23 protein-coding genes are annotated in these 20,530 nt (G+C 67.1%); 5 read left to right on the top strand and 18 right to left on the bottom strand.

The features are described 5' to 3' along the window. Positions 1–48: 48 nt before the first annotated feature. The 5 genes from K254_RS0100715 to K254_RS0100695 form a co-directional block, all read right to left on the bottom strand. Positions 49–1,080 carry an NADP-dependent oxidoreductase gene (locus K254_RS0100715; protein ID WP_026553775.1) on the bottom strand — a complete coding sequence of 344 codons (1,032 nt, stop codon included), beginning with the start codon at positions 1,078–1,080 and terminating at the stop codon, positions 49–51. Beyond that, positions 1,077–1,505, bottom strand: coding sequence for an organic hydroperoxide resistance protein (locus K254_RS0100710; protein ID WP_026553774.1), 429 nt, complete (start codon positions 1,503–1,505; stop codon positions 1,077–1,079). Before K254_RS0100710 ends, K254_RS0100715 begins: the two co-directional genes overlap by 4 nt. A 100-nt stretch (positions 1,506–1,605) precedes the next feature. Then, entirely contained in the window at positions 1,606–2,043 is a 438-nt protein-coding gene (locus K254_RS0100705) for a MarR family winged helix-turn-helix transcriptional regulator (protein WP_026553773.1), read from the bottom strand. A 143-nt stretch (positions 2,044–2,186) separates the two neighbouring features. Beyond that, entirely contained in the window at positions 2,187–3,386 is a 1,200-nt protein-coding gene (locus K254_RS0100700; protein WP_026553772.1) for an amidohydrolase, read from the bottom strand. Positions 3,387–3,487: 101 nt separating this feature from the next. Next, positions 3,488–4,633, bottom strand: a complete 1,146-nt coding sequence (locus K254_RS0100695; RefSeq protein ID WP_026553771.1) for a mannose-1-phosphate guanylyltransferase — start codon at positions 4,631–4,633, stop codon at positions 3,488–3,490. A 315-nt stretch (positions 4,634–4,948) separates the two neighbouring features. On the opposite strand from K254_RS0100695, the gene sdhC reads away from it, so the two are divergent. The 4 genes from sdhC (at position 4,949) to K254_RS0100675 (ending at position 8,465) form a co-directional block, all read left to right on the top strand. Beyond that, on the top strand, positions 4,949–5,329 hold the full coding sequence (gene sdhC / locus K254_RS0100690; protein ID WP_081709793.1) for a succinate dehydrogenase, cytochrome b556 subunit: 381 nt from the start codon (positions 4,949–4,951) through the stop codon (positions 5,327–5,329). Further along, entirely contained in the window at positions 5,330–5,788 is a 459-nt protein-coding gene (locus K254_RS0100685; RefSeq protein WP_026553769.1) for a succinate dehydrogenase hydrophobic membrane anchor subunit, read from the top strand. 77 nt (positions 5,789–5,865) lie between these two features. Further along, positions 5,866–7,665, top strand: coding sequence for a succinate dehydrogenase flavoprotein subunit (gene sdhA / locus K254_RS0100680; RefSeq protein ID WP_026553768.1), 1,800 nt, complete (start codon positions 5,866–5,868; stop codon positions 7,663–7,665). Then, a complete protein-coding gene (locus tag K254_RS0100675) occupies positions 7,665–8,465 on the top strand; it encodes a succinate dehydrogenase iron-sulfur subunit (RefSeq protein WP_026553767.1) in 801 nt (266 codons plus the stop codon). Before sdhA ends, K254_RS0100675 begins: the two co-directional genes overlap by 1 nt. A 386-nt stretch (positions 8,466–8,851) precedes the next feature. Here the strand turns inward: K254_RS0100675 and K254_RS21010 are convergent, their stop codons facing one another. The 10 genes from K254_RS21010 to K254_RS25555 all read right to left on the bottom strand — a co-directional run bounded on the left by K254_RS21010 (position 8,852) and on the right by K254_RS25555 (position 16,501). Next, positions 8,852–9,901 (bottom strand): YihY/virulence factor BrkB family protein, encoded by a 1,050-nt coding sequence (locus tag K254_RS21010; RefSeq protein ID WP_231391709.1) that lies wholly within the window; start codon positions 9,899–9,901, stop codon positions 8,852–8,854. Next, positions 9,858–10,448: a 2'-5' RNA ligase family protein gene (locus K254_RS21005; protein WP_051388607.1), complete on the bottom strand. Its 591-nt coding sequence runs from the start codon at positions 10,446–10,448 to the stop codon at positions 9,858–9,860. The genes K254_RS21010 and K254_RS21005 overlap by 44 nt, the downstream gene beginning before the upstream one ends. Before the next feature lie 5 nt (positions 10,449–10,453). Further along, complete coding sequence (trpS, locus tag K254_RS0100660; protein WP_026553766.1) at positions 10,454–11,473, bottom strand: tryptophan--tRNA ligase; 1,020 nt, start codon at positions 11,471–11,473, stop codon at positions 10,454–10,456. A gap of 39 nt (positions 11,474–11,512) precedes the next feature. Further along, positions 11,513–12,361, bottom strand: coding sequence for an exodeoxyribonuclease III (locus K254_RS0100655; protein WP_155848404.1), 849 nt, complete (start codon positions 12,359–12,361; stop codon positions 11,513–11,515). A 109-nt stretch (positions 12,362–12,470) separates the two neighbouring features. Further along, a complete protein-coding gene (locus K254_RS21000; RefSeq protein WP_196810845.1) occupies positions 12,471–13,052 on the bottom strand; it encodes a hypothetical protein in 582 nt (193 codons plus the stop codon). 76 nt (positions 13,053–13,128) lie between these two features. Then, positions 13,129–13,968 carry an ABC transporter permease gene (locus K254_RS0100645; RefSeq protein WP_026553764.1) on the bottom strand — a complete coding sequence of 280 codons (840 nt, stop codon included), beginning with the start codon at positions 13,966–13,968 and terminating at the stop codon, positions 13,129–13,131. Then, positions 13,965–14,795 (bottom strand): ABC transporter permease, encoded by an 831-nt coding sequence (locus tag K254_RS0100640; protein WP_026553763.1) that lies wholly within the window; start codon positions 14,793–14,795, stop codon positions 13,965–13,967. Before K254_RS0100640 ends, K254_RS0100645 begins: the two co-directional genes overlap by 4 nt. Beyond that, a complete protein-coding gene (locus K254_RS0100635; protein ID WP_442853034.1) occupies positions 14,788–15,741 on the bottom strand; it encodes an ABC transporter ATP-binding protein in 954 nt (317 codons plus the stop codon). Before K254_RS0100635 ends, K254_RS0100640 begins: the two co-directional genes overlap by 8 nt. 132 nt (positions 15,742–15,873) lie before the next feature. Further along, a complete protein-coding gene (locus K254_RS0100630; RefSeq protein WP_026553761.1) occupies positions 15,874–16,161 on the bottom strand; it encodes an SHOCT domain-containing protein in 288 nt (95 codons plus the stop codon). Positions 16,162–16,348: 187 nt separating this feature from the next. Further along, positions 16,349–16,501 (bottom strand): hypothetical protein, encoded by a 153-nt coding sequence (locus tag K254_RS25555; protein WP_155848403.1) that lies wholly within the window; start codon positions 16,499–16,501, stop codon positions 16,349–16,351. Between K254_RS25555 and K254_RS0100620 the strand changes: the two genes are divergently transcribed. Further along, positions 16,495–17,681, top strand: a protein-coding gene (locus K254_RS0100620; RefSeq protein ID WP_155848402.1) for an IS3 family transposase whose coding sequence is annotated in 2 segments (ribosomal slippage) — positions 16,495–16,750 and positions 16,750–17,681 — 1,188 coding nt in all. Because the reading frame shifts where the segments join, the coding sequence is not laid out codon by codon here. The two genes, K254_RS25555 and K254_RS0100620, sit on opposite strands and share 7 nt — an antisense overlap. Before the next feature lie 30 nt (positions 17,682–17,711). Here K254_RS0100620 and K254_RS20995 read toward each other — a convergent pair. The 3 genes from K254_RS20995 to K254_RS0100605 form a co-directional block, all read right to left on the bottom strand. Beyond that, positions 17,712–18,332 (bottom strand): response regulator transcription factor, encoded by a 621-nt coding sequence (locus K254_RS20995; protein WP_051388604.1) that lies wholly within the window; start codon positions 18,330–18,332, stop codon positions 17,712–17,714. Continuing rightward, complete coding sequence (locus K254_RS20990; protein ID WP_155848401.1) at positions 18,329–19,486, bottom strand: sensor histidine kinase; 1,158 nt, start codon at positions 19,484–19,486, stop codon at positions 18,329–18,331. Before K254_RS20990 ends, K254_RS20995 begins: the two co-directional genes overlap by 4 nt. A gap of 147 nt (positions 19,487–19,633) precedes the next feature. Then, on the bottom strand, positions 19,634–20,527 hold the full coding sequence (locus tag K254_RS0100605; protein WP_035748822.1) for a bifunctional methylenetetrahydrofolate dehydrogenase/methenyltetrahydrofolate cyclohydrolase: 894 nt from the start codon (positions 20,525–20,527) through the stop codon (positions 19,634–19,636). Positions 20,528–20,530 lie beyond the last annotated feature (3 nt).

The raw sequence follows: 20,530 nt of genomic DNA, 5'->3' as shown, positions 1-20,530 counted from the left end.
CAGCGCCGACACACTTCCATTGGAGTGTGTGCCGGCGCCGCGTGCGAATTAGTCGAGGGTGAGAACCATTTTCCCCGTATTGGCGCCGCGCAGCAGGTCGATGAAGGCCGTCGGAGCGTTTTCCAGGCCGTGCACCACGGTCTCATCGAAATCGATGGTGCCCGCCGCCAGCCACTGGGCCATGGCGCCCATGAACTCCGGCACCAGATCCGCGTGGGAGCCGACCAGGAAGCCGCGCAGCGTCAGCTCCTTGCCGATGGCTGCAGCGAGGTTGCGCGGGCCCACCGGGGCCTCGGTGCTGTTGTACTGGCTGATGGCGCCGCACATGGCGATCCGGCCGCCGCGGTTCATCAGCTCGATGGCCGCCTCCAGCTGCTCACCGCCAACGTTGTCGAAGTAGACGTCGATGCCTTCACCCTCGCCAAGGGCGTCCTTCAACAGCTCGACGGCGGGGCCGTCGTGGTAGTCGAAGGCGGCGTCGAAGCCCAGCTCCAGCAGGCGGGCCACCTTGGCCGGCGAGCCGGCGCTGCCGATGACCCTGCCGGCGCCCAGGTTCTTGGCGATCTGGCCCACCAGCGAGCCCACGGCGCCGGCGGCACCGGAGACGAACACGGTGTCGCCGGGCTTGAACGCTGCAATCCGGGTCAGGCCGGCGTAGGCCGTTAAACCGGTCATGCCCAGGGCACCCAGGAAGGCGGTGGGACTGGCCAGCGTCGGATCCACCTTCGTGTTGGCGGTCGCGGGCAGGACGGCGTAGTCGCGCCAGCCCAGCAGGTGGACGACGACGTCGCCCACGGCACGCTCCGGGCTGCGGGAGGCGATGACCTCGCCCACGGCGCCGCCGTTCAGCGCCGCGTCCAGCTCAAACGGCTGGCTGTAGGACTTGGAGTCGTTCATCCGGCCGCGCATGTACGGGTCCACGCTCATGGCGATGTTCTTCACCAGGATCTGGCCCTCGGCCAGTTCGGGCAGCGCGGTTTCGGCCAGGCGGAAGTTCTCCGGCACGGGCCAGCCGTGCGGGCGGGAGGCCAGCTGGATTTCACGGCCGGTGGTCGGCAGGGTCATGGTTTCGGTGCTCATGCTGCAACTCCTGCAAGGTTCAGTGCGACGTCGATGTTGCCGCGGGTGGCGTTGGAATAGGGGCACACCAGGTGGGCGGCCTCGATCAGCTGCTGGGCAGCCTCGGCATCCAGGGCCGGCAGGGCAATGTCCAGCCGGACGCCGATGCCGTAGCCGCCGGTGGTGTTGGCGCCAAGGTCGACCTCGGCCGTCACGGTGGAGCCGGAGACATCGGCCTTGGCGCGGCGGGCCACCACGCGCAGGGCGGAGTGGAAGCAGGCGGCATAGCCGGCGGCGAAGAGCTGCTCCGGATTGGTGCCATTGCCGTCTCCGCCCAATTCGGCGGGCGATGCCAGCTGGACGACCAGCCGGCCGTCGGAGGAGGTGGCGTGGCCGTCGCGGCCGTCGCCCGTGGCGGTGGCCGCGGCGGTGTAGAGAACCTTCATGAGTCTTCCTTTGATCGTGTCGAAGCAAACAGCGGCTGCGGCACGGTGGTGCCGCCTCCGGGGAGGGGTGGAATGTGGAGCGTGTGTTGCGGCGGCCGGTTCAGGGGGCGGCGCGGTGCAGGGCGGCGGTGACCTTGGCCAGCGTCTCGTTGAACGCCGCCAGCTCCGCCGGGGACAGGCCCGCAGCAATCGCCAGCTGCGCTGGAACCTCGCTGGCGCGCTTGCGCAGCTCGGCGCCGTCGTCCGTCAGGTGGATCTCCACCCGGCGCTCATCGGCGGCACTGCGCCGGCGCTCCACCAGGCCGGCGGCCTCCATCCGCTTCAGCAGCGGGGACATCGTGCCCGAGTCCAGCTCCAGCGCCTCCCCCAGCTCGCGGACGCTGGCGCCGTCGCGCTCCCAGAGCAGCAGCAGCACCAGGTACTGCGGATAGGTGACCCCCAGCGACTCCAGCATGGGCCGGTACACCGCCGTCGCCGCCCGGGAGGCCGAGTACAGCGCGAAGCACACCTGCGATTTCAGAGCCTGCCGTTCAGTCATGGAACAACCGTAGCGCACAATTCAGTTGTGCACAACCTACATCCCTCAAAAGAACCCAACTGGGTGACACTTATCGCACATTCCGGGCCTCGGAACGTGTCATAACTGTCACCCAGTTGGGCCGGCGGAGCTGGGCGGCGCGGTTAGACGTCGCGGATGGCGCGCAGGGCTGCAGCGCCGAGAACCTTGATGCCATTGGCCAGGGCGCGCTCGTCCACGATGTAGTCCCCGCGGTGCAGATCGTATTCCTCACCGCCGGGCACATGCGTGCCCAGACGCATCAGCGCGCCGGGGATGTCCTGCATGAACCAGGCGAAGTCTTCCCCGCCCATGGACTGGGGGGCCAGCACGACGGCGTGCTCGCCCAGTTCCGCGCGGGCCGCGGCCTCGATCAGCGCCGTCTCGTGTTCGGAGTTGACCACCGGGGGCACGCCGCGGATGTGTTCCAGGTGCACGTCCACACCATAGGGGGCTGCCACCTGCTGCACGACGTCGTCGAGCAGCTCGCCGGCCGCGTGCCACGCCTCGCGGTCCAGGCAGCGCATGGTGCCGGCCATCATGCCGCTGCCGGGGATCGCGTTCGGGGCCGAGCCGGCGCTGATCTGGCCCCAGACCATGGAGACGCCGCTGCGCACATCGACGCGGCGGGACAGTACGGCCGGGACGTTGACGGCGATCTGCGCCAGCGCAAACACCAGATCCTCGGTCAGATGCGGGCGGGAGGTGTGGCCGCCGCGGCCGGAGAGCTCGATCTTGATGGTGTCCGAGGCGCTGGTGATGGACCCGATGCGGGTGCCGATCTTTCCGACCTCCACACGCGGATCGCAGTGCAGCGCCATGATCCGCGGCACACCCTCCAGCGCACCCTGCTCGATGCAGGACAGCGCGCCGCCGGGCATGGTCTCTTCGGCGGGCTGGAAGATGATGCGGATAGTGGCGCCCAGCGGCGCGTCCTCATGCATAGCCGCCAGCACCAGGGCGATGCCCATCATGGAGGCGGTGTGGATGTCGTGTCCGCAGCCGTGCGTGACGCCGTGGTTGCGCGAGGCGAATGGCAGGCCCGTTTCCTCGATGATGGGCAGGGCGTCGATGTCCCCGCGCAGGGCCGTGGCAATGGGGCCGTCGCCGACGTCGACAATCACGCCCGTGCCTTCGAGCCGGCGCGGCTTCAGGCCGGCCTCGATCAGACGGTCGTAGATCTTGGTGGTGGTGCGGTGCTCCTGGAAGGAGAGCTCCGGGTGGGCATGCAGATCCCGCCGGAACTCGATCATCTCGGCCAGCAGCGGCTCCAACCAGGGCCCGATCAGCCGTGTTGGTTCGGTCTCCAGTGAGTAATTGCGCACATATGGAACTCTAGCGAGTATGACGGCGCCCACAGGCATTGGTGGCCTCCAGTTACGCGGAGCCGCCAATCCCTGTGGGCGCGGGCAAAACTTTTTTGGCGCTAGAGGACGTCGGTTTGGCCCTTGGCCTTGAGGTGGTCGACGGCGCTCTTGACGCGCTGGGCGTGTGCCGTGGTGGTGACGAGCAGGGCATCGGGGGTGTCCACGATGACCACATCTTCAATGCCGATCAGGGCGATGACGCGCTTGGTGTCGCTGACCACGATGCCCGAGGCGGACTCGGTGAACACGCGCGCCCCCTCCCCCATCACCGTGACGGCATCCACTTCGCTGGCACTGTTCAGCCGGCCAATGGCGGCAAAGTCTCCGACGTCGTCCCAGCTGAAGGTGCCGGGTATGACGGCGACATCGCCGGCGTCGGCCGCGGGCTCGGCCACTGCATAGTCGATGGCCGTCTTCTTTAATGTGGGCCAGATGGCGGCCGTCACCGAAGCCTGCTCGGGCGTGTCCCAGGCGGCGGCAATCGTCATCAGGCCGGCGTAGAGCTCCGGCTCGTTCTGCTCCAAATGCTTGAGCATCAGGGCCACGGGGGCCACAAACATGCCGGCGTTCCAGTTGTACTGCCCGCTGGCCAGGTATTCGTTGGCCACCGACTCGCTGGGCTTTTCGACAAACTCGACGACGGCGTGGGCGCTGGGTGCCCCGGGCACATCCAGCGGCTCACCCGTGCGGATGTAGCCGAATCCGGTGGACGCGTGGGTGGGCTTGATGCCAATGGTGACGATCTTGCCGGTGGCGGCCGTGTAGATGGCCTGGCGGACGGCGTCCTGGAACAGTGCGTCGGGGCTGATCACCTGGTCGGCGGCAAAGGAGCCCATGATGATGTCCGGATCGCGCTGGTACAGGATGGCTGCGGCCAGGCCGATGGCGGCCGCGGAGTCCTTGGGCTCGCTTTCAAGCACCAGATTGGACTCGAGGATCTCGGGCAGCTGGCGGCAGACGGCCTCGCGGTGCGCCTCACCGGTGACCATCAGCACACGTTCGTGCGCCAGCGGCTCCAGCCGGTCGTAGGTGGCGCGCAGCAGCGTGCTGCCGGAGTTGGTCAGATCATGCAGGAATTTGGGTGCAGCCGCGCGGGACAGCGGCCACAGCCGGGTGCCCACCCCACCAGCCGGGATGACTGCGTAGAACCGTTCCAAAGGGGTTGCCTCGGGACTGTGCGCAGAACCCATCGCTTGTGTATTCATCAATTCCACTCTAATGGACGGCACCCAACCGCGGCTGCGGCACCGTCACACAGGCGCGGCGCACCCGCCGTCGTCCACCCGCCCGGCACCCGCTCCGCCGCCCGCTGTGCGCACCGTCCCGGCAGCCGCTCTGAGAGGCCCGTCACGACCCAGCAGAGCCGCGCTGTGACCTGGTGCATAGAGAAAGGAAGGCCTAAGTTGAATAAGCTGTTAGCGAAGCCTAAATTTAGGCCTGAGCTACGAGTGCTCTCGTTGCGAGCGTAACCCCCGCGTGGAACCACGCTAGCGCCGCCGCGATGCAGGAAGGTTTATTCAGTGCCGACAAAACCAGCTGGCACTCTGTACCGCGGCCGTGAAGGCATGTGGTCCTGGGTGGGACACCGAGTTACCGGTGTAGTGATTTTCTTTTTCTTGTTGGTGCACGTCCTGGACACCTCATTGGTGCGAGTGTCCCCTGAGGCGTACACAGCAGTCATTGGGGCGTACAAGAACCCCATCATGGGATTGGGCGAGGCCGGCCTGGTGGCAGCCATTGTCTTCCATGCCTTTAACGGCCTGCGCATCATTGCTGTCGATTTCTGGAAGAACGGCCCCAAGTACCAGCGCCAGCTCCTCTGGGGCGTCCTGGCACTGTGGGCCGTGACCATGATCCCGTTCCTGATCCGCCACCTCTCCATTGTCTTCGGGGGGCACTAAATGAGCGCCAACACCATCGCCTCACCGCGCAGCGGCGGCATCAAGTACAACCGCAACAAGGGCTCGGGCTCGAACTTCGAGATGGCCGCATGGCTCTTCATGCGCCTCTCCGGCGTCGTTCTCGTGGTGCTGATCTTCGGCCACCTCTTCGTGAACCTCATGGTCGGCGAGGGCATCCACGCCATCGACTTCGGCTTTGTGGCCGGCAAGTGGGCAAGCCCGTTCTGGCAGGTCTGGGACCTGGCCATGCTGTGGCTGGCCATGCTGCACGGCACCAACGGCGTGCGCACGATCATCAATGACTACGCCGAGCGCGACGGCACCCGCATGACGCTCAAGACGGTGCTGTACATCGCCTCCGCCGTGATCATCGTCCTGGGCACCCTGGTCATCTTCACCTTTGACCCGTGCCCGGCCGGAGCAGTCATCGACCTCCCGTCCTTCTGCCCGGCCCCGTAGCCTCGGCTCCTCAGCCAGGCCTAAGGTCAACGTTTTAACCCGCTTTTTAGCGCAGTTTGAGAGAAAGAGCATCCAGTATGCAGGTCCATAAATACGACGTCGTTATCGTCGGGGCCGGTGGCGCAGGAATGCGTGCCGCCATCGAGTCCGGCCAGCGCGCACGCACCGCTGTACTGACCAAGCTCTACCCCACCCGCTCGCACACGGGCGCGGCCCAGGGCGGCATGTGTGCCGCTCTGGCCAATGTGGAGGAAGACAACTGGGAGTGGCACACCTTTGACACCGTCAAGGGTGGCGACTACCTGGTGGACCAGGACGCCGCGGAGGTGATGGCCAAGGAGGCCATCGACGCCGTGCTCGACCTGGAAAAAATGGGCCTGCCGTTCAACCGCACGCCCGAAGGCCGCATCGACCAGCGCCGCTTCGGTGGCCACACCCGCGACCACGGCAAGGCGCCCGTGCGCCGCGCCTGCTACGCCGCGGACCGCACCGGCCACATGATCCTGCAGACGCTGTACCAAAACTGCGTCAAACACCAGGTGGAGTTCTACAACGAGTACTACGTGCTGGATCTCCTCACCGTCGAGGAAGAAGCCACCCGCGAGGACGGCACCACCTACCTGCAGAAGCGGGTTGCCGGCGTAGTCTCCTACGACCTCGCCTCCGGCGAGCTGCACGTCTTCCAGGCCAAGAGCGTCGTCTTCGCCTCCGGCGGTGCCGGCAAGGTCTTCAAGACCACCTCCAACGCCCACACCCTCACCGGTGACGGCATGGGCATCGCCTTCCGCCGTGGCATCCCCCTGGAAGACATGGAGTTCTTCCAGTTCCACCCGACCGGTCTGGCCGGCCTGGGCATCCTGCTCTCCGAGGCCGCCCGCGGCGAGGGCGCGATCCTGCGCAACTCCGAGGGTGAGCGCTTCATGGAGCGCTACGCCCCCACCATCAAGGACCTCGCTCCGCGTGACATCGTGGCCCGTTCGATGGCCAACGAGGTCCGTGAGGGCCGCGGCTGCGGCCCGAACAAGGACTACGTCCTTCTGGACCTGACGCACTTGGAGCCGGCGCACATTGACGCCAAGCTTCCGGACATCACCGAGTTCGCCCGCACCTACCTGGGTGTGGAGCCGTACACGGAGCCGGTGCCGGTGTTCCCGACGGCGCACTACGCCATGGGCGGCATCCCCACCAACATCGCGACCGAGGTCCTCCAGGACAACGACACGGTGATCCCCGGTCTGTTCGCCGCCGGCGAGGTGGCCTGCGTGTCCGTGCACGGCTCCAACCGTCTGGGCACCAACTCCCTGCTGGACATCAACGTCTTTGGCAAGCGCGCCGGCATCTCCGCCGCCGAGTACGCCCTGGGCGCCGACTACGTCGAGCTGCCCGAGGACCCGGAGGGCTACACCACTGCCCTGCTGGACCACGTCCGCACCTCCGACGGCGGCGAGAAGGTTGCTGCCATCCGCAAGGAGCTGCAGGACACCATGGATGCCAACATGCAGGTGTTCCGCACGGCGGATTCCCTCAACCAGGTGCTGGCCGACATCGCCGGCTTCGAGGAGCGCTACACGCGCATCACTGTCCAGGACAAGGGCAAGCGTTTCAACCTGGACCTGCTGGAGGCCGTTGAACTCGGCTTCCTGCTGGAACTGGCCAAGGTCATGACCGTTGCCGCTCTGCACCGTGAGGAATCCCGTGGCGGCCACTACCGCGAAGACTTCCCGGACCGCGACGACGAGAAGTTCATGAAGCACTCCATGGCCTACAAGGATGACGCGGTGACCGCGGCAGGGTCCGAAGAGAACGTTGCCGGCATCCGTCTGGGCACCAAGCCCGTTGTCTTTACGCGCTACGAGCCGATGGTGAGGAAGTACTAATGAGTTCCGTCGAAACTGCAGAGACCGCTCCGGAGCCGGCGTCCAAGATTGAGCTGCCCGCCCACCTCGGTGGCGGCGGGGGCGAAATCCCCACGTTCGACATCACGCTGCGTGTGCGCCGCTACAACCCGGAGGTTTCCGAGGAGGTCAGCTGGGAGGACTACCAGCTGACCATGTACGGCACGGACCGCGTGCTCGATGCCCTGCACAAGATCAAGTGGGACCACGATGGCTCGCTGTCGTTCCGCCGCTCCTGCGCCCACGGCGTCTGCGGCTCCGATGCCATGCGCATCAACGGCCGCAACCGCCTGGCGTGCAAGACGCTGCTGAAGGACCTGGACACGAAGAAGCCGATCACCGTCGAGCCCATCAAGGGTCTGCCGGTCGAGAAGGACCTCATCGTGGACATGGAGCCGTTCTTCCAGTCCTACCGCGAGATCATGCCGTTCCTGATCAACAAGGGCCACGAGCCCACCAAGGAACGCCTGCAGTCCGCCGAGCAGCGCGAACGCTTCGATGACACCACCAAGTGCATCCTCTGCGCCGCGTGCACGTCCTCCTGCCCGGTGTTCTGGACGGATGGCCAGTACTTCGGCCCGGCCGCCATCGTGAACGCCCACCGCTTCATCTTCGATTCCCGTGATGATGCCGGCGACATGCGTCTGGAGATCCTCAACGACAAGGAAGGCGTCTGGCGCTGCCGGACCACCTTCAACTGCTCCGAAGCATGCCCCCGCGGCATCCAGGTGACGCAGGCGATCGCCGAGGTCAAGCAGGCCATCCTCAGCCGCCGCATCTAACGCAGAATCTGTGCGACAGAAGACGCTCTCAAACTTCGGTTTGGGAGCGTTTTTTGTTGCACAGATGAAGACGACGACGGGGCGTCGGTGGGCCCCCCGCCGTCGTCGGCCCCCAACAACTGTGCGACAGTAGACGCTGCCAAACCGCGTTTTAGGAGCGTCAGCTGTCGCACAGATGAAGAGGACGACGGCCGGTCCTGTGTAGGCGCGCCTCGCGGGCGGGCGCGGCGGGATCCCGCCCAGCGGGCGGAGAGACGCTCCCGGCCGTGTCTAAGCGCCGGCAGGGCCCGCCGTCGTCGGCCCCCAACAACTGTGCGACAGTAGACGCTGCCAAACCGCGTCTTAGGAGCGTCAGCTGTCGCACAGATGAAGAGGACGACGGCGGCTCAGCGGGGCAGGGAGCGGGCGCGGCCGGGGCGGACGGCGCCCCGGCGCCGGGCGGCGTCGTCGGCCTCCCCCACAGCGGCCCAGGCCGCCGAGGCCAGATAGACCTGGCTGACAAAGTTGAACCAGATCAGCAGCCCAATGACCACCGCGAAGGGCGCCAGCAGCGGATTGGCACCGGCCCGCGCCAGCAGGAAACCGCTCAGCAGCTGCAGGATGGTGGCCGCCACCGCCGCCATCACCGAGGACTGCCAGAACCGCTTCCGCGCCAGTTTGATGCGCGCCGCCAGCCGGAAGAGGATGGCCACGGTCGCCCAGTTCAACCCTGTGGCCAGCACAAATCCGATGGCGAACCCCAGCGGGTTGACCAGGTAGCCCTCCAGCCCCAGCGCATCGGTGACGGTCGCCAGGGCGGTGCCGAAGACCACCGTGGCGGCGGAGCTGAGCAGCAGCGCGATGCCCAGCAGCACCAGCGTTCCCAGGTCGATCAGCTTGGCCAGGATGGGATTGAGCATCAGCGGCCCCAGCATCAGCATGGCCCGCAGCCCCTCCCGCACGGAGCCGATCCAGCCCAGCGAGGTCACCACCGCCACTGCCAGCGAGATGGCGGCGGTCCAGCCCAGCCCCACAGGGTTGAGCAAACTGGCCGGATCCACCAGTCCCTCGCTGCCGTCGATCCGCAGGAGTCCCGGGACGGCGGTGGCCACGTTGGCGATGACGGCGTCCAGCAGCAGCGGATTCGATTTGAGTGCCAGAGCGGCAATGGAAAAGCCTGTGGTGAGCAGACCGGAGATGGAGAAGAACATCGCCACGCCGATGCCGGAGGCCAGCAGCGATCCGAGGCGGCGGTTGTAGTGGTTCAGCGCGCGCACCGGCGCCAGCGTGTTGAGCCGGGCCATCGTGAACGCCAGCCACGCCGTGGAGGTGGCCACCCTGCCCCCGCCGGTGCGGCGGACGCGGCCATAGTCCCGCTGCCGTGCCAGCACCTCGCGGCGCAGCCCAGCCCGGTCAGTCGGTGCCGGTGGTGTCCCGGGCGTCGGTTGCGCCCCCAAATTCAAGCTCTTCCTTTAGCTGCCACACTCCAGAACTATCATGCTCGTACAGCCCCATGCTCGAGACGGTGAACTCGGCGCGGAAGTCCTTAAGCTTTTCCTGGGCCTCGTCCATGCCCTCTTCGCTGATGTCGTGGGCCACGGTGATGTGCGGGTGGTAGTCAAAGGGGAGGTCGCGGGCCAGCGGGCCAGCCTGGAGTTTCCCATGGAGGTCCACGCAGTCCTGGTAGCCGTCCTCGACCTTCAGGTACACCACCGGGGAGACCGGGCGGAAGGACTCGGTGCCGCGCAGGGTCACGGTGAAGGGGCACTGTGTGCGGGCCACCTCGCGCACATGCGCCGTGGTGTCCGCCCAGCCCAGGGCCGGGGTGGTGGTGACAAGGGTGATGTGCGCCGGAATGACGGCGGCCATGGCATCGCCGAAGGACAGCCGCCAACCGGTGATTTCACTGGCCAGCGGCTCCTCCAAAGCCACCACGACACCTACGCACACCTCAGCGACGTCGTCGCTGGGGTGCCCGTGTGCTTCGGTGGTGTCGGCGCACATGGTCTTTAGCGGCTGCCCAGACGGGGCAGGAAGCCCATCTTGGAGTAGACGGCGTCCATGGTCACGGAGGCGATGGCCCGGGCCCTGTCGGCGCCGAGGGCCAGCAGGCGGTCCAGCTCGGCCGGATCCGCCATCAGCTCGGCGGTGCGGTCCCGCAGCGGCGTCACGAAGTCCACCATCACTTCGGCTAGGTCAACCTTGAGGTGCCCGTACATCTTGCCCTCGTAGTCCGCCTCCAGCTCGGCGATGCTGCGGCCGGTGAGCGTGGAGAAGATGGTCAGCAGGTTCGACACCCCGGGCTTTTCCTCGGCATCGAAGCGGATCTCGGTGCCGGCGTCGGTCACGGCCGACTTGATCCGCTTGGCGGCGATCTTGGGATCCTCCAGCAGCTGGATGATGCCGTTGGGCGACTCCCCCGTCTTGGACATCTTCGCCGTCGGATTCTGCAGATCGTAGATCTTGGCCGTTTCCTTCAGGATGGTGGCATCGGGCACCGTGAAGGTCTCCCCGAAGCGGGTGTTGAAGCGGTGGGCCAGCGTGCGGGTCAGCTCCAGGTGCTGGCGCTGGTCCTCCCCCACCGGGACCAGATCGGCCTGGTAGAGCAGGATGTCCGCGGCCATCAGCGTCGGGTAGGCGAACAGGCCCAGGGTGGCGGCGTCGGAGCCGGCCTTGGCCGTCTTGTCCTTGAACTGCGTCATCCGGGAGGCCTCGCCAAAGCCGGTGATGCAGTTCAGCGCCCAGGCCAGCTCCGCGTGCTCGGGCACGTGGGACTGGACGAAGAAGATGGACTTCTCCGGGTCGATGCCGGCGGCAATGTACTGGGCCGCGACGGTCCGGGTGCGGGTCGCCAGCGTGGCCGGGTCAAAGTCCACCGTGACGGCGTGCAGGTCCGGAATGAAGAAGACGGCGTCGTAGGCCTCCTGCATGTCCACCCACTGCCGGACCGCACCGATGTAGTTTCCCAGGTGCAGGGAATCGGCGGTGGGCTTGGCTCCGGAGAGGATCCGTTGGCGTGCGGCAGTCATGAATGGTGTGCTTTCGCTAAAAAGGTGGTCTGGAGGAGGTTACTTGGCCGGGGACAGCTGGTAGTCCACCACAAGAGGCGCGTGGTCGGAGAAGCGGGTGTCCCAGGTTTCGGCGCGGTCGACGACGGCGGTGACGGCCGCATCGGCCAGGGCCGGGTTGGCCATGTGGTAGTCGATGCGCCAACCGGTGTTGTTGTCGAACGCCTGCCCACGCCAGGACCACCAGGTGTAGGGCCCCTCGACCTCGCCGGCCAGCTGGCGGGCGACATCCTTGTAGCCGACCTCGTCGCCGAAGAAGCGGTCGAAGTAGGCGCGCTCCTCGGGCAGGAAGCCGGCACGCTTGACGTTGCCCTTCCAGTTCTTGATGTCCAGCGTGGTGTGGCCGACGTTGAGGTCGCCCACCACCAGGGCATAGTCGCTCGCCGCGGCCATGGCCGGCAGGCGGGTGATCATCGTGTCCAGGAAGCGGTACTTGTCCACCTGCTTGGGGGTGTCCACCTCGCCGGAGTGCACATAGGCGCTGACCACGGTGAGGACCTTGGCCTCGCCGTCGCCGTTTTTCACAGCGTAATCGGCCTCGACCCAGCGGCCGGAGGTGGCGAAGTAGTCCTCGCCGATGCCCACGCGGGTGGCGGTGGGCTCCAAACGGTCCTTGCGGGTGGCGATGGCGACACCGGCGCGGCCCTTGGCCTCGGCCTCGGCGTGCAGGATGTGCCACTCGTCGCCGAGGAACTCGTGCACTATCGCATCGGGTGCGCGCACCTCCTGCAGGCACAGGATGTCCACATCGCGCGCCGCAAGCCACTCGGCCATGCCGCGCTTGTAGGCGGCTCGAATGCCGTTGACGTTGACGGATGCAATCCGCAAATGACCGTTCTGGGTAGCCATGCTCACCTGTTCCACATTACCGTGCCGCGGAGGGCCGCAAGGGGCCGCCGGGCCGGGGCCGACTCAAATTGCCGGCGCCGCTGCTGCGCCGCCCGGCTGGGAAGACGCGCTAGTCGACGACGACGCCGGTGATGGTCTCGCCGTCGTCGTTCCGGCCGCCGTCCTTGCCAGGGGCCTTGGTCTGCCCGTCTGCCTGCTGGCCGGAGGCGGGCGCGCCGTCCTTCTTGATCATGCCGCGGCCGTTGGAGGCGGTGATCTGGATGGTGTCCAGGGCACGGGCGACGACGGCGGCGTCCTTGCCCAGGTTGTCGGTGATGACGCCGGCCTGGACCTGGATGATCTTGAAGCTGTGGTCCAGTTTCAGATCGCGCACGCCGTCGCTGCCATCGTTGACCAGCCGGGTGCCGGCACCGTTCGGGGCCGCGGCACTGGTGGCCTGGGCCATCTGCGCCTGGGCGAGGCGGACCTGCTCGGCACCGAAACGGGCGGCCTTGTGCACGCCGATGTAGACGATGGTGGACAGCAGCAGCCAGCCCAGCGCGATCACGGCGATGAACCAGCCGAGGACGCTGTTGTTGTTGGCGGCGAAGACCAGAGCCACGAGGAAGACGGCGGCCAGCACCACCGTGCCCAGCCCGGTGAATTTCGCGGGGCGGGAGGTGCTGGGGGTTCCTGATCCAAGAGAAGTCATGCGCCCATTCTCTCAAATGCAGGCCCGCCCGCAACGCGCTTCCACCCGGAGCGAACGAAACCGTACCCGCCGGCTGTCAGCGCAGGAACAACTTCCGCAGCCGGGCCGTGGTCAGCACCAGCCCCAGCACAATCATCACCAGGTAGTACGCCAAATGGCCCAGCATGCCCAGCCCGACGGCGCCCACGCTGAGCTGGCGCAGCAGTTCCACCCCGTGCCACAGCGGCATCGCCTGGATCAGCCATTGGATGGGCTCCGGGTAGACGCTGAGCGGGTAGAACGTGGCGGAGAACAGGAACATCGGCAGCATCACGAAGTTGATCCAGTCCATCTGCTGGAACGTCTTCATGAACGACGTGATGGCCATGCCAAAGCTGGCGAAACCGAAGGCGATCACCACCGAGACGGGGATCATCAGCAGCGCCCACGGCGTGGTCACCAGGCCCATCAACCCCATGACTGCGGTGAATCCCGTGGCGTAGAGCAGCCCCCGCAGCAGTGCCAGGAAGATCTCGCCCAGGGCCACATCCAGCGGCCCCAGCGAGGTGTAGAGCATGCCCTGGTACAGCTTGGCGAAGTTCATCTTGAAGAACACGTTCCACGTGGAGTCGTACACGGCCCCGTTCATGGCCGACGTCGCCAGCAGCGCAGGGGCGATGTAGGCCGCGTAGCTGATGGGCGATCCGTCGGGGCCCGTCACGGTGCCCACCAGCGCGCCCAGTCCAATGCCCATGGAGAGCAGGAACAGCACCGGCTCAAAGAAGCCGCTGAGCATCACCAGCCAATTGGAGCTCTTGGTGGCCATCAGCCCACGGGAGATCACGGCGCGGGCATTGCCCGAGTACAGCCCGGCCAGTGGCCGCACTGCACCGCGCCCAACCGCCGTGTCGGATCCTTGGCTCTGCACGGTGCTCATGCGCCCATCCTCCGGGTGAAGATCCGCCGGGACAGCACGGCGCCGGCCACCGCCGTCGCCAGCATGTACAGCACGTGCACGGCGCCGAGCCAGGCGGGTTCCGCATAGCCGTAGCTGAGCACGCGGCCCAGTTCCGTGGCATGCCACAGCGGGGACAGCCAGCCGATCCATTGCAGGAACCAGGGCAGCGTGGCCAGCGGGAAGAAGGTGCCGGAGAACAGGAACAACGGCGTCACGATGAAGCGCTGGACGGCGGCAAACTGCCCGCTGTCCTTGGTCAGGGTTGAGACATAGGCCATCAACGGCAGGCCGAAGGACAGGGCGCACAGCGTCGCGGTGAAAATGCTCACCCAGGCCCACGGTCCCGGTGCCGCGCCAAAGAGCACCACGATGGCGAAGTAGATGGCCGTGGGCACCAGGATCCGGATGGTGACGCCGATGATGTGGCCTTGCGCAATCTGGGCCGGCGCCAGCGGTGAGGCATGCGGGCCGAAGAACGTCCGGCGCCATTTGAAGCCGTCCATGATGGGGAACATGAACTCACCGGTGGCGGACATCATCGCGGCCGAGGCCACCAGCGCCGGGGCCAGGAACGTCAGGTAGTCAACCCCGCCAAAGGCGCCGGCACCGTTGGCGTCGATCAGGGCCGCCAGCCCCACGCCCATGGCGAAGAGGTAGGCCAGCGGCGTGCCCACGGAGTACATGAGCACGCTGGCCGCATAGGTGCGCATCACCCGCAGCGTGTGCTCGGCGAAGTACCAGGAGCCCAGGCGCCGGGCCTTGGCCGCCGACTGGGCAGGTGTCAGAGGGACTGGAGCGCTAGTCAATGAGGCTCCTTCCGGTCAGGCGCAGGAAGACATCCTCCAGCGAGGAGCGCCGGATCAGCGAGGTCAGCGGCGACAGCCCGCGGGCGGCCACCTCCTCCAGGGCGCGTTCGCCGTCGTCGGTGTAGATCAGCACGCGGTCCGGCAGGGTCTCGGTCCGCTCGCCGATCCCGGCCAGCTCCGCGGCCACCGTGGCATTGCGTTCGGAGCCGAAGCGGACCTCCAGCACCTCGCGGGTGGAGTACTGGCGGATCAGGGCGGCCGGGGATCCCTCGGCCATGATCCTGCCCTTGTCCACGACGACGATCCTGTCGCAGAGCTGCTCGGCCTCGTCCATGTAGTGCGTGGTGAGGACCAGCGTGGTGCCGGCCTCCTTCAGCCGGAACAGCCTGTCCCACAGGATGTGCCGGGCCTGCGGATCCAGCCCGGTGGTGGGCTCGTCCAGCAGGAGGATCTTGGGATCGTTCACCAGCGAGCGGGCAATGGTGAGCCGCCGCTTCATGCCGCCGGAGAGATCGTCCACCTTGGCGCCGGCCTTCTCACTCAGCTGGGCAAACTCCAGCAACTCATCCGCCTTGGGCTTGAGGTAGCTCAACGGCAGGCCAAAGTAGCGGCCGTAGACAATCAAGTTGTCCCGGACCTTCAGTTCCTCATCCAGATTGTCCTGCTGCGGCACCACGCCCAAGTGGGAGCGGACCTCCGGCCCGTACTTTTCCGGGTCCAGCCCCATGATGCTCAGCGTGCCGCCGGAGCGCTGGGACACGCCGCCGATCATGCGCATGGTGGTGGATTTCCCGGCGCCGTTGGGGCCAAGCAGGCCAAAGGACTCCCCCGCCGGGATGTCGAAGGAGATGTTGTCGACGGCGGTGAAGTCCCCGTATTTCTTGGTCAGGTTGTGGGCCGAGATGACATAGGGAGAGGCTGCGGATCCGCGGGTTTGGATGGACACCCGGACAAGGCTAGTACAAGCCTTCGAATCCCATAAGGGGTTTCCCCAAACGAGTTGCGGCTTCATCTGTGCGACAGCAAACGCTGCTCTGGAGTTCCAGAGCAGCGTTTGCTGTCGCACAGATGGGCGGGGCTATTTCGTGTGGTCCGCGCGGAGCACTTCCAGCCGGGCACGGTATTCGGTTTCATCGATCTCGCCGCGGGCGTAGCGCTCCCGCAGCACCGATTCTGCGCCCTGGTTCTGGTGCCACATATTGTGGCGCCGCCAATTGCGCCGTCCGAAGAAGATGAACAGGCCGATGACGATGAGCCAGAACAGCGGGAACAGCAGGAACCAGGGTCCGCCCCAGCCATAGCCCATGGGTCCGTGGGCCAGCGCCTGCGCGGTGCCGGCGCCCAGGGCGGTGATGGTGGTCAACATGGTCGTATCCCTAACTTTCGAGGTGGGCCGGCTTTCGGCCACATCTCCAGTAAAGGGTTCGACGACGGCGGGCGCGTCCGCCTCCGGGAGTCACTTTCCCGCCCGCGGATACTCCCCCGGGATGCCGCCCCGACACCCTCCCGGGCGCCGCCCCGGTGTGCCCCGGGCACCGAGGTGCACCGTGGGCTCAGGGGTTCCAGCGCGGGCGCACCAGACCGGATTCATAGGCCAGCACCACCAGCTGGGCCCTGTCCCGCACTGGGCTGCTGTGGAGATTTCGGACAGCGGGACCCCATGAAATGATGGGGACCACCGGAATGAGGAATGACCAGAATGTCATCAACACGACCCAGGTTCAGCCAGGAATTCAAGGATGAACTGTGCCGCGAAGTCATCGATTCGTCCAAGCCCATCAAGGCCGTCGCCACCGCATACGGTGTCGGCGCCGAGACGCTGCGCAGCTGGCTGAAGAAGTACCAGCAGGCGCACGGGGACACCGGGACGGAGCCGGAGCTGACCGTGTCCGAACGTGCCCGGCTCAAGGAGTTGGAACGTGAGAACCAGGAACTGAAGGCGGAGGCCGCGTTCCTAAAAAAAGCGGCCGCATACTTCGCACGGGAGCCACGGTAGTGGCGAAGTATGAATTCATCGACTCCTACGCTGCCGCCCCGAAGGCGCCGGCGGTGCTGATGATGTGCCGGTGGCTGGAGGTCTCCCGCTCCGGGTTCTACCACTGGCGCTCCCGCGCGGTCTCGGCCACCGCGGCCCGCAGGGCGGCGCTGGCGGTCCGGGTGCAGCATTTCTTCAAGGAATCGGACGGGACCTACGGGTACCGCCGGATCCACGCGGACCTGGCCGGCGGGGGCGTCGAATGCTCCCCGGAACTGGTGCGCCAGATCATGCGCCAGGAGGGGCTGGTGCCGTGCCAGCCACGGCCCTTCAGAACCACCACCGTCGCGGATGCCGACGCGGCCGCGGCGATGCCGGACCTGGTGAGGCGGGACTTCACCGCGGACCGCCCGGGCATCAAGTTCGTCGGCGACATCACGTACATCCACACGTGGCAGGGGTTCATCTACCTGGCCACGGTCATCGACTGCTATTCGAAGAAGGTCGCCGGCTGGGCGATCGAGGACCACATGCGCTCCGAACTCGTGGAACGGGCCCTGTCCAATGCCGCCGCGACGACCAGGATCGAGCCGGACGCGATTTGGCATTCGGACCGCGGAAGCGTGTACACCTCGGCGTCCTTCCGTGCGGTGGTCACCGGGCTGGGGATGCGGTCGTCCATGGGGAGGACCGGTGTCTGCTGGGACAACAGCCAGGCCGAGACCTTCTTCTCGGCCCTGAAAAACGAACGCGTGTACCGCACGACGTACGCCACGAAGGACCGGGCACGCAGGGACGTCATCCGCTACATCGAGGGGTTCTACAACAGCCGCAGACGCCATTCGGCCCTCGGTTACCGACGCCCGAATGAGGTCCACTATAGTTACCAGCAGCCGGCCACGGCAGCGTAGAAAAACCACTAATCCGCTGTCCGAAAACTCCTAAGCAGCCCACACGGCCAGCTTGGTCATGATCCGGCTGACATGGGTCTTGGCCGTCAGCGGGGTGATGAACAGGCGGCCAGCGATCTCGGCATTGTTCAATCCCTCCCCCACCAGCGCCAGGACCTCGCGCTCGCGGCCGGTGATTTCCGCCAGCCCGGGCGGTGGGGCCCCCTCCGTGGAGGGTCGCATGCTGGCCACGGCCATGGCGGCCATCATCCTGCGGGTCACGGAGGGGCTGAGGAGGGCATCGCCGTCGTGCACCACCCGGATGGCACGGATCAGCTCGGCCGGCTCGGTGTCCTTGACCAGGAACCCCGAGGCGCCGGCACGGACCGCAGCCAAGATGTACTCGTCCAGCTCAAAGGTGGTCAGGATGATGATCCGGGTGCCGGCCAGCGCCGGGTCGGCCAGAATGGCGGTGGTGGCCTCCAGCCCGTCGCCGCCGGGCATCCGGATGTCCATCAGCACGACGTCGGGACGTTCGGAGGCGGCCAGGGCCACCGCCTCCCGCCCGGTGCCGCATTCGCCCACCACCTCCATGTCCTCCTCGGCGGCCAGCAGCGCCCGAAAGCCCGCGCGGATGAGCGTCTGGTCGTCCACCAGCAAAATCCTGATCATGCCGATCCTCCCTGGGTTCCGGGTGTTTCCGCTGGCGTGCCGCCGCTTGTGCCGCCTGCGGCGGGGATGTGCAGCCGCACGCGGGTGCCTGGTTCCAGCGGGATCAATTCAAGGCTGCCGCCGGCACCAGCGGCCCGCTCGCGCATGCCGCGCAGCCCGTTGCCCTCCGCCGAGCCACCCAGCCCAGCGCCGTCGTCGTCGATGTCCACGCGCAGCCCCTGGGCCGTGGCGACCAGCCGAACGCGCACATGGGCCGCGTCCGCATGGCGCACGGCATTGGTCAGCGCCTCCTGCACCACCCGGTACACCGCAGCCTCCTGCGCCTCGGTCAAGGGGCCCGGCGTGCCCGTCCGCTCCAGGGTCGCTTCCATGCCTCCGCGCCGGGCCTCGGCCACCAGGGCCGGCAGCCGTTCCAGCCGCAGCGACGGCGTCAGCGGCGCCTCCTCGCGGAGCACACCCACCAGCTGGCGCACCTCTTCAAGGGAATCCTTGCTGGCCGCCTTGATGGCCTCCAGCGCCGGCTTCAGGGCCGAGGGGTCGCGTTCGGCCAGATGCAGGGCCACCGAGGCCTGCACATTGATGGATGACAGCGAATGGGCGACGACGTCGTGGATGTCGCGGGCCAGCGCCAGACGGTACTCGTCCCGGGAACGCTGTTCCTGTTCCAGCCGGCGGCGGCGGACCTCCGCCATGCGCTCCCGGCGCGCCCGAAGGCCCTCGCCAATCAGAACCAGCACCACCAGCCAGGCGGTGACGGCTGCTGCCCGGACTGTTGCCGTCTCGCTCCCCGCCACGATCCCGGCAGCCGCGACCACCACCACCACGGCACCGGCGGACGCCCAGGTGAAGGCACGGCGCCCGGCGGCGGAGGCAAAGATGATGGCAAACCCGAGGGCAAGCACCACTGGACCCCAGGGGTAGCCGCGGGCAAAGTACAGCCCCGCCACGGCGAAGGAGCCGGCCAGCATCACCTCCGGCGCACGGCGGCGCAGCAGCAGCAGCGCCGGACCGGACAGCAGCAGGGCATAGGCCAGCAGGTCCAGGTCGCGGGCATCGGGCTGGCGGGCGGCGGCAAACCGCGTGCCGACCAGGGCGATGGCGGCCACCAGAACCGCCACGAGGTAGGTGGGTGGGCCGTGCCGCGGACGTCTCATGGACGCCAGCGTAACCCTCCCGCCGTCGTCGCGCGTCCCCCGCCCAGCGCAGCCGCGCCTACTCCCCGGGGAGTACAAACATCTGTGCAACAGATAACGCCCATCTGGAGCTCCAGAAGGGCGTTATCTGTCACACAGTTGGGCTGGCTAGAGGCCGGCGGCCCGTTCGGCGGATTCGACGACGTTGGCCAGCAGCATGGCGCGGGTCATCGGACCCACACCACCGGGGTTGGGCGAGATCCAGCTGGCAACCTCTGCCGCGGCGGGCTCCACGTCACCGGTGACCACGGCCTTGCCGTTGCCATCGTCAACGCGGGAGACGCCGACGTCGAGCACGATCGCGCCCGGCTTCAGCTCGGCCGCCTTGATCATGTGCGCCTGTCCGGCCGCAGCGATCACGACGTCGGCCTGGCGCAGTTCCGCCGCCAGGTCCTTGGTGCCCGTGTGGGCCAGGACCACCGTGGCGTTGATGTCGCGGCGGGTCAGCAGCAGCCCGATGGGGCGGCCGATGGTCACCCCACGGCCCACCACCAGGACGCGCTTGCCGGCCAGGGTGATCCCATGGCGTTCCAGCAGCACGACACAGCCCTTGGGCGTGCACGGCAGCGGGGACGTCATCGGCTTGTTGACGTTGGCCACCAGGCGGCCCAGGTTCATCGGGTGCAGACCGTCGGCGTCCTTGTCCGGGTCCATGGCTTCAAGCACCACGTCCTGGTCAATGTGCGCCGGCAGCGGCAGCTGGACGATGTAGCCAGTGCATTCCGGGTTCGCGTTGAGCTCGGCGATGACCGCCAGGAGTTCATCCTGGGTGGTGGTCTCGGGCAGGTCGCGGCGGATGGACGTGATGCCCACCTCGGCGCAGTCCTTGTGCTTGCCGCCGACGTACCACTTGGAACCGGGGTCCTCCCCCACCAGAATGGTCCCCAGGCCCGGGGTCACGCCGCGGGTGGCCAGAACGGCCACCCGCTCCTTGAGCTCGGCCTTGATGGCAGCGGCTGTGGCCTTGCCGTCGAGGATCTGCGCAGTTGCTGCTTCAGACATGCT

This window comes from Arthrobacter sp. 35W, assembly GCF_000482545.1.
In the GTDB taxonomy this organism is placed as follows: domain Bacteria; phylum Actinomycetota; class Actinomycetes; order Actinomycetales; family Micrococcaceae; genus Specibacter.
This window is presented reverse-complemented; position numbering and strand designations above follow the sequence as displayed.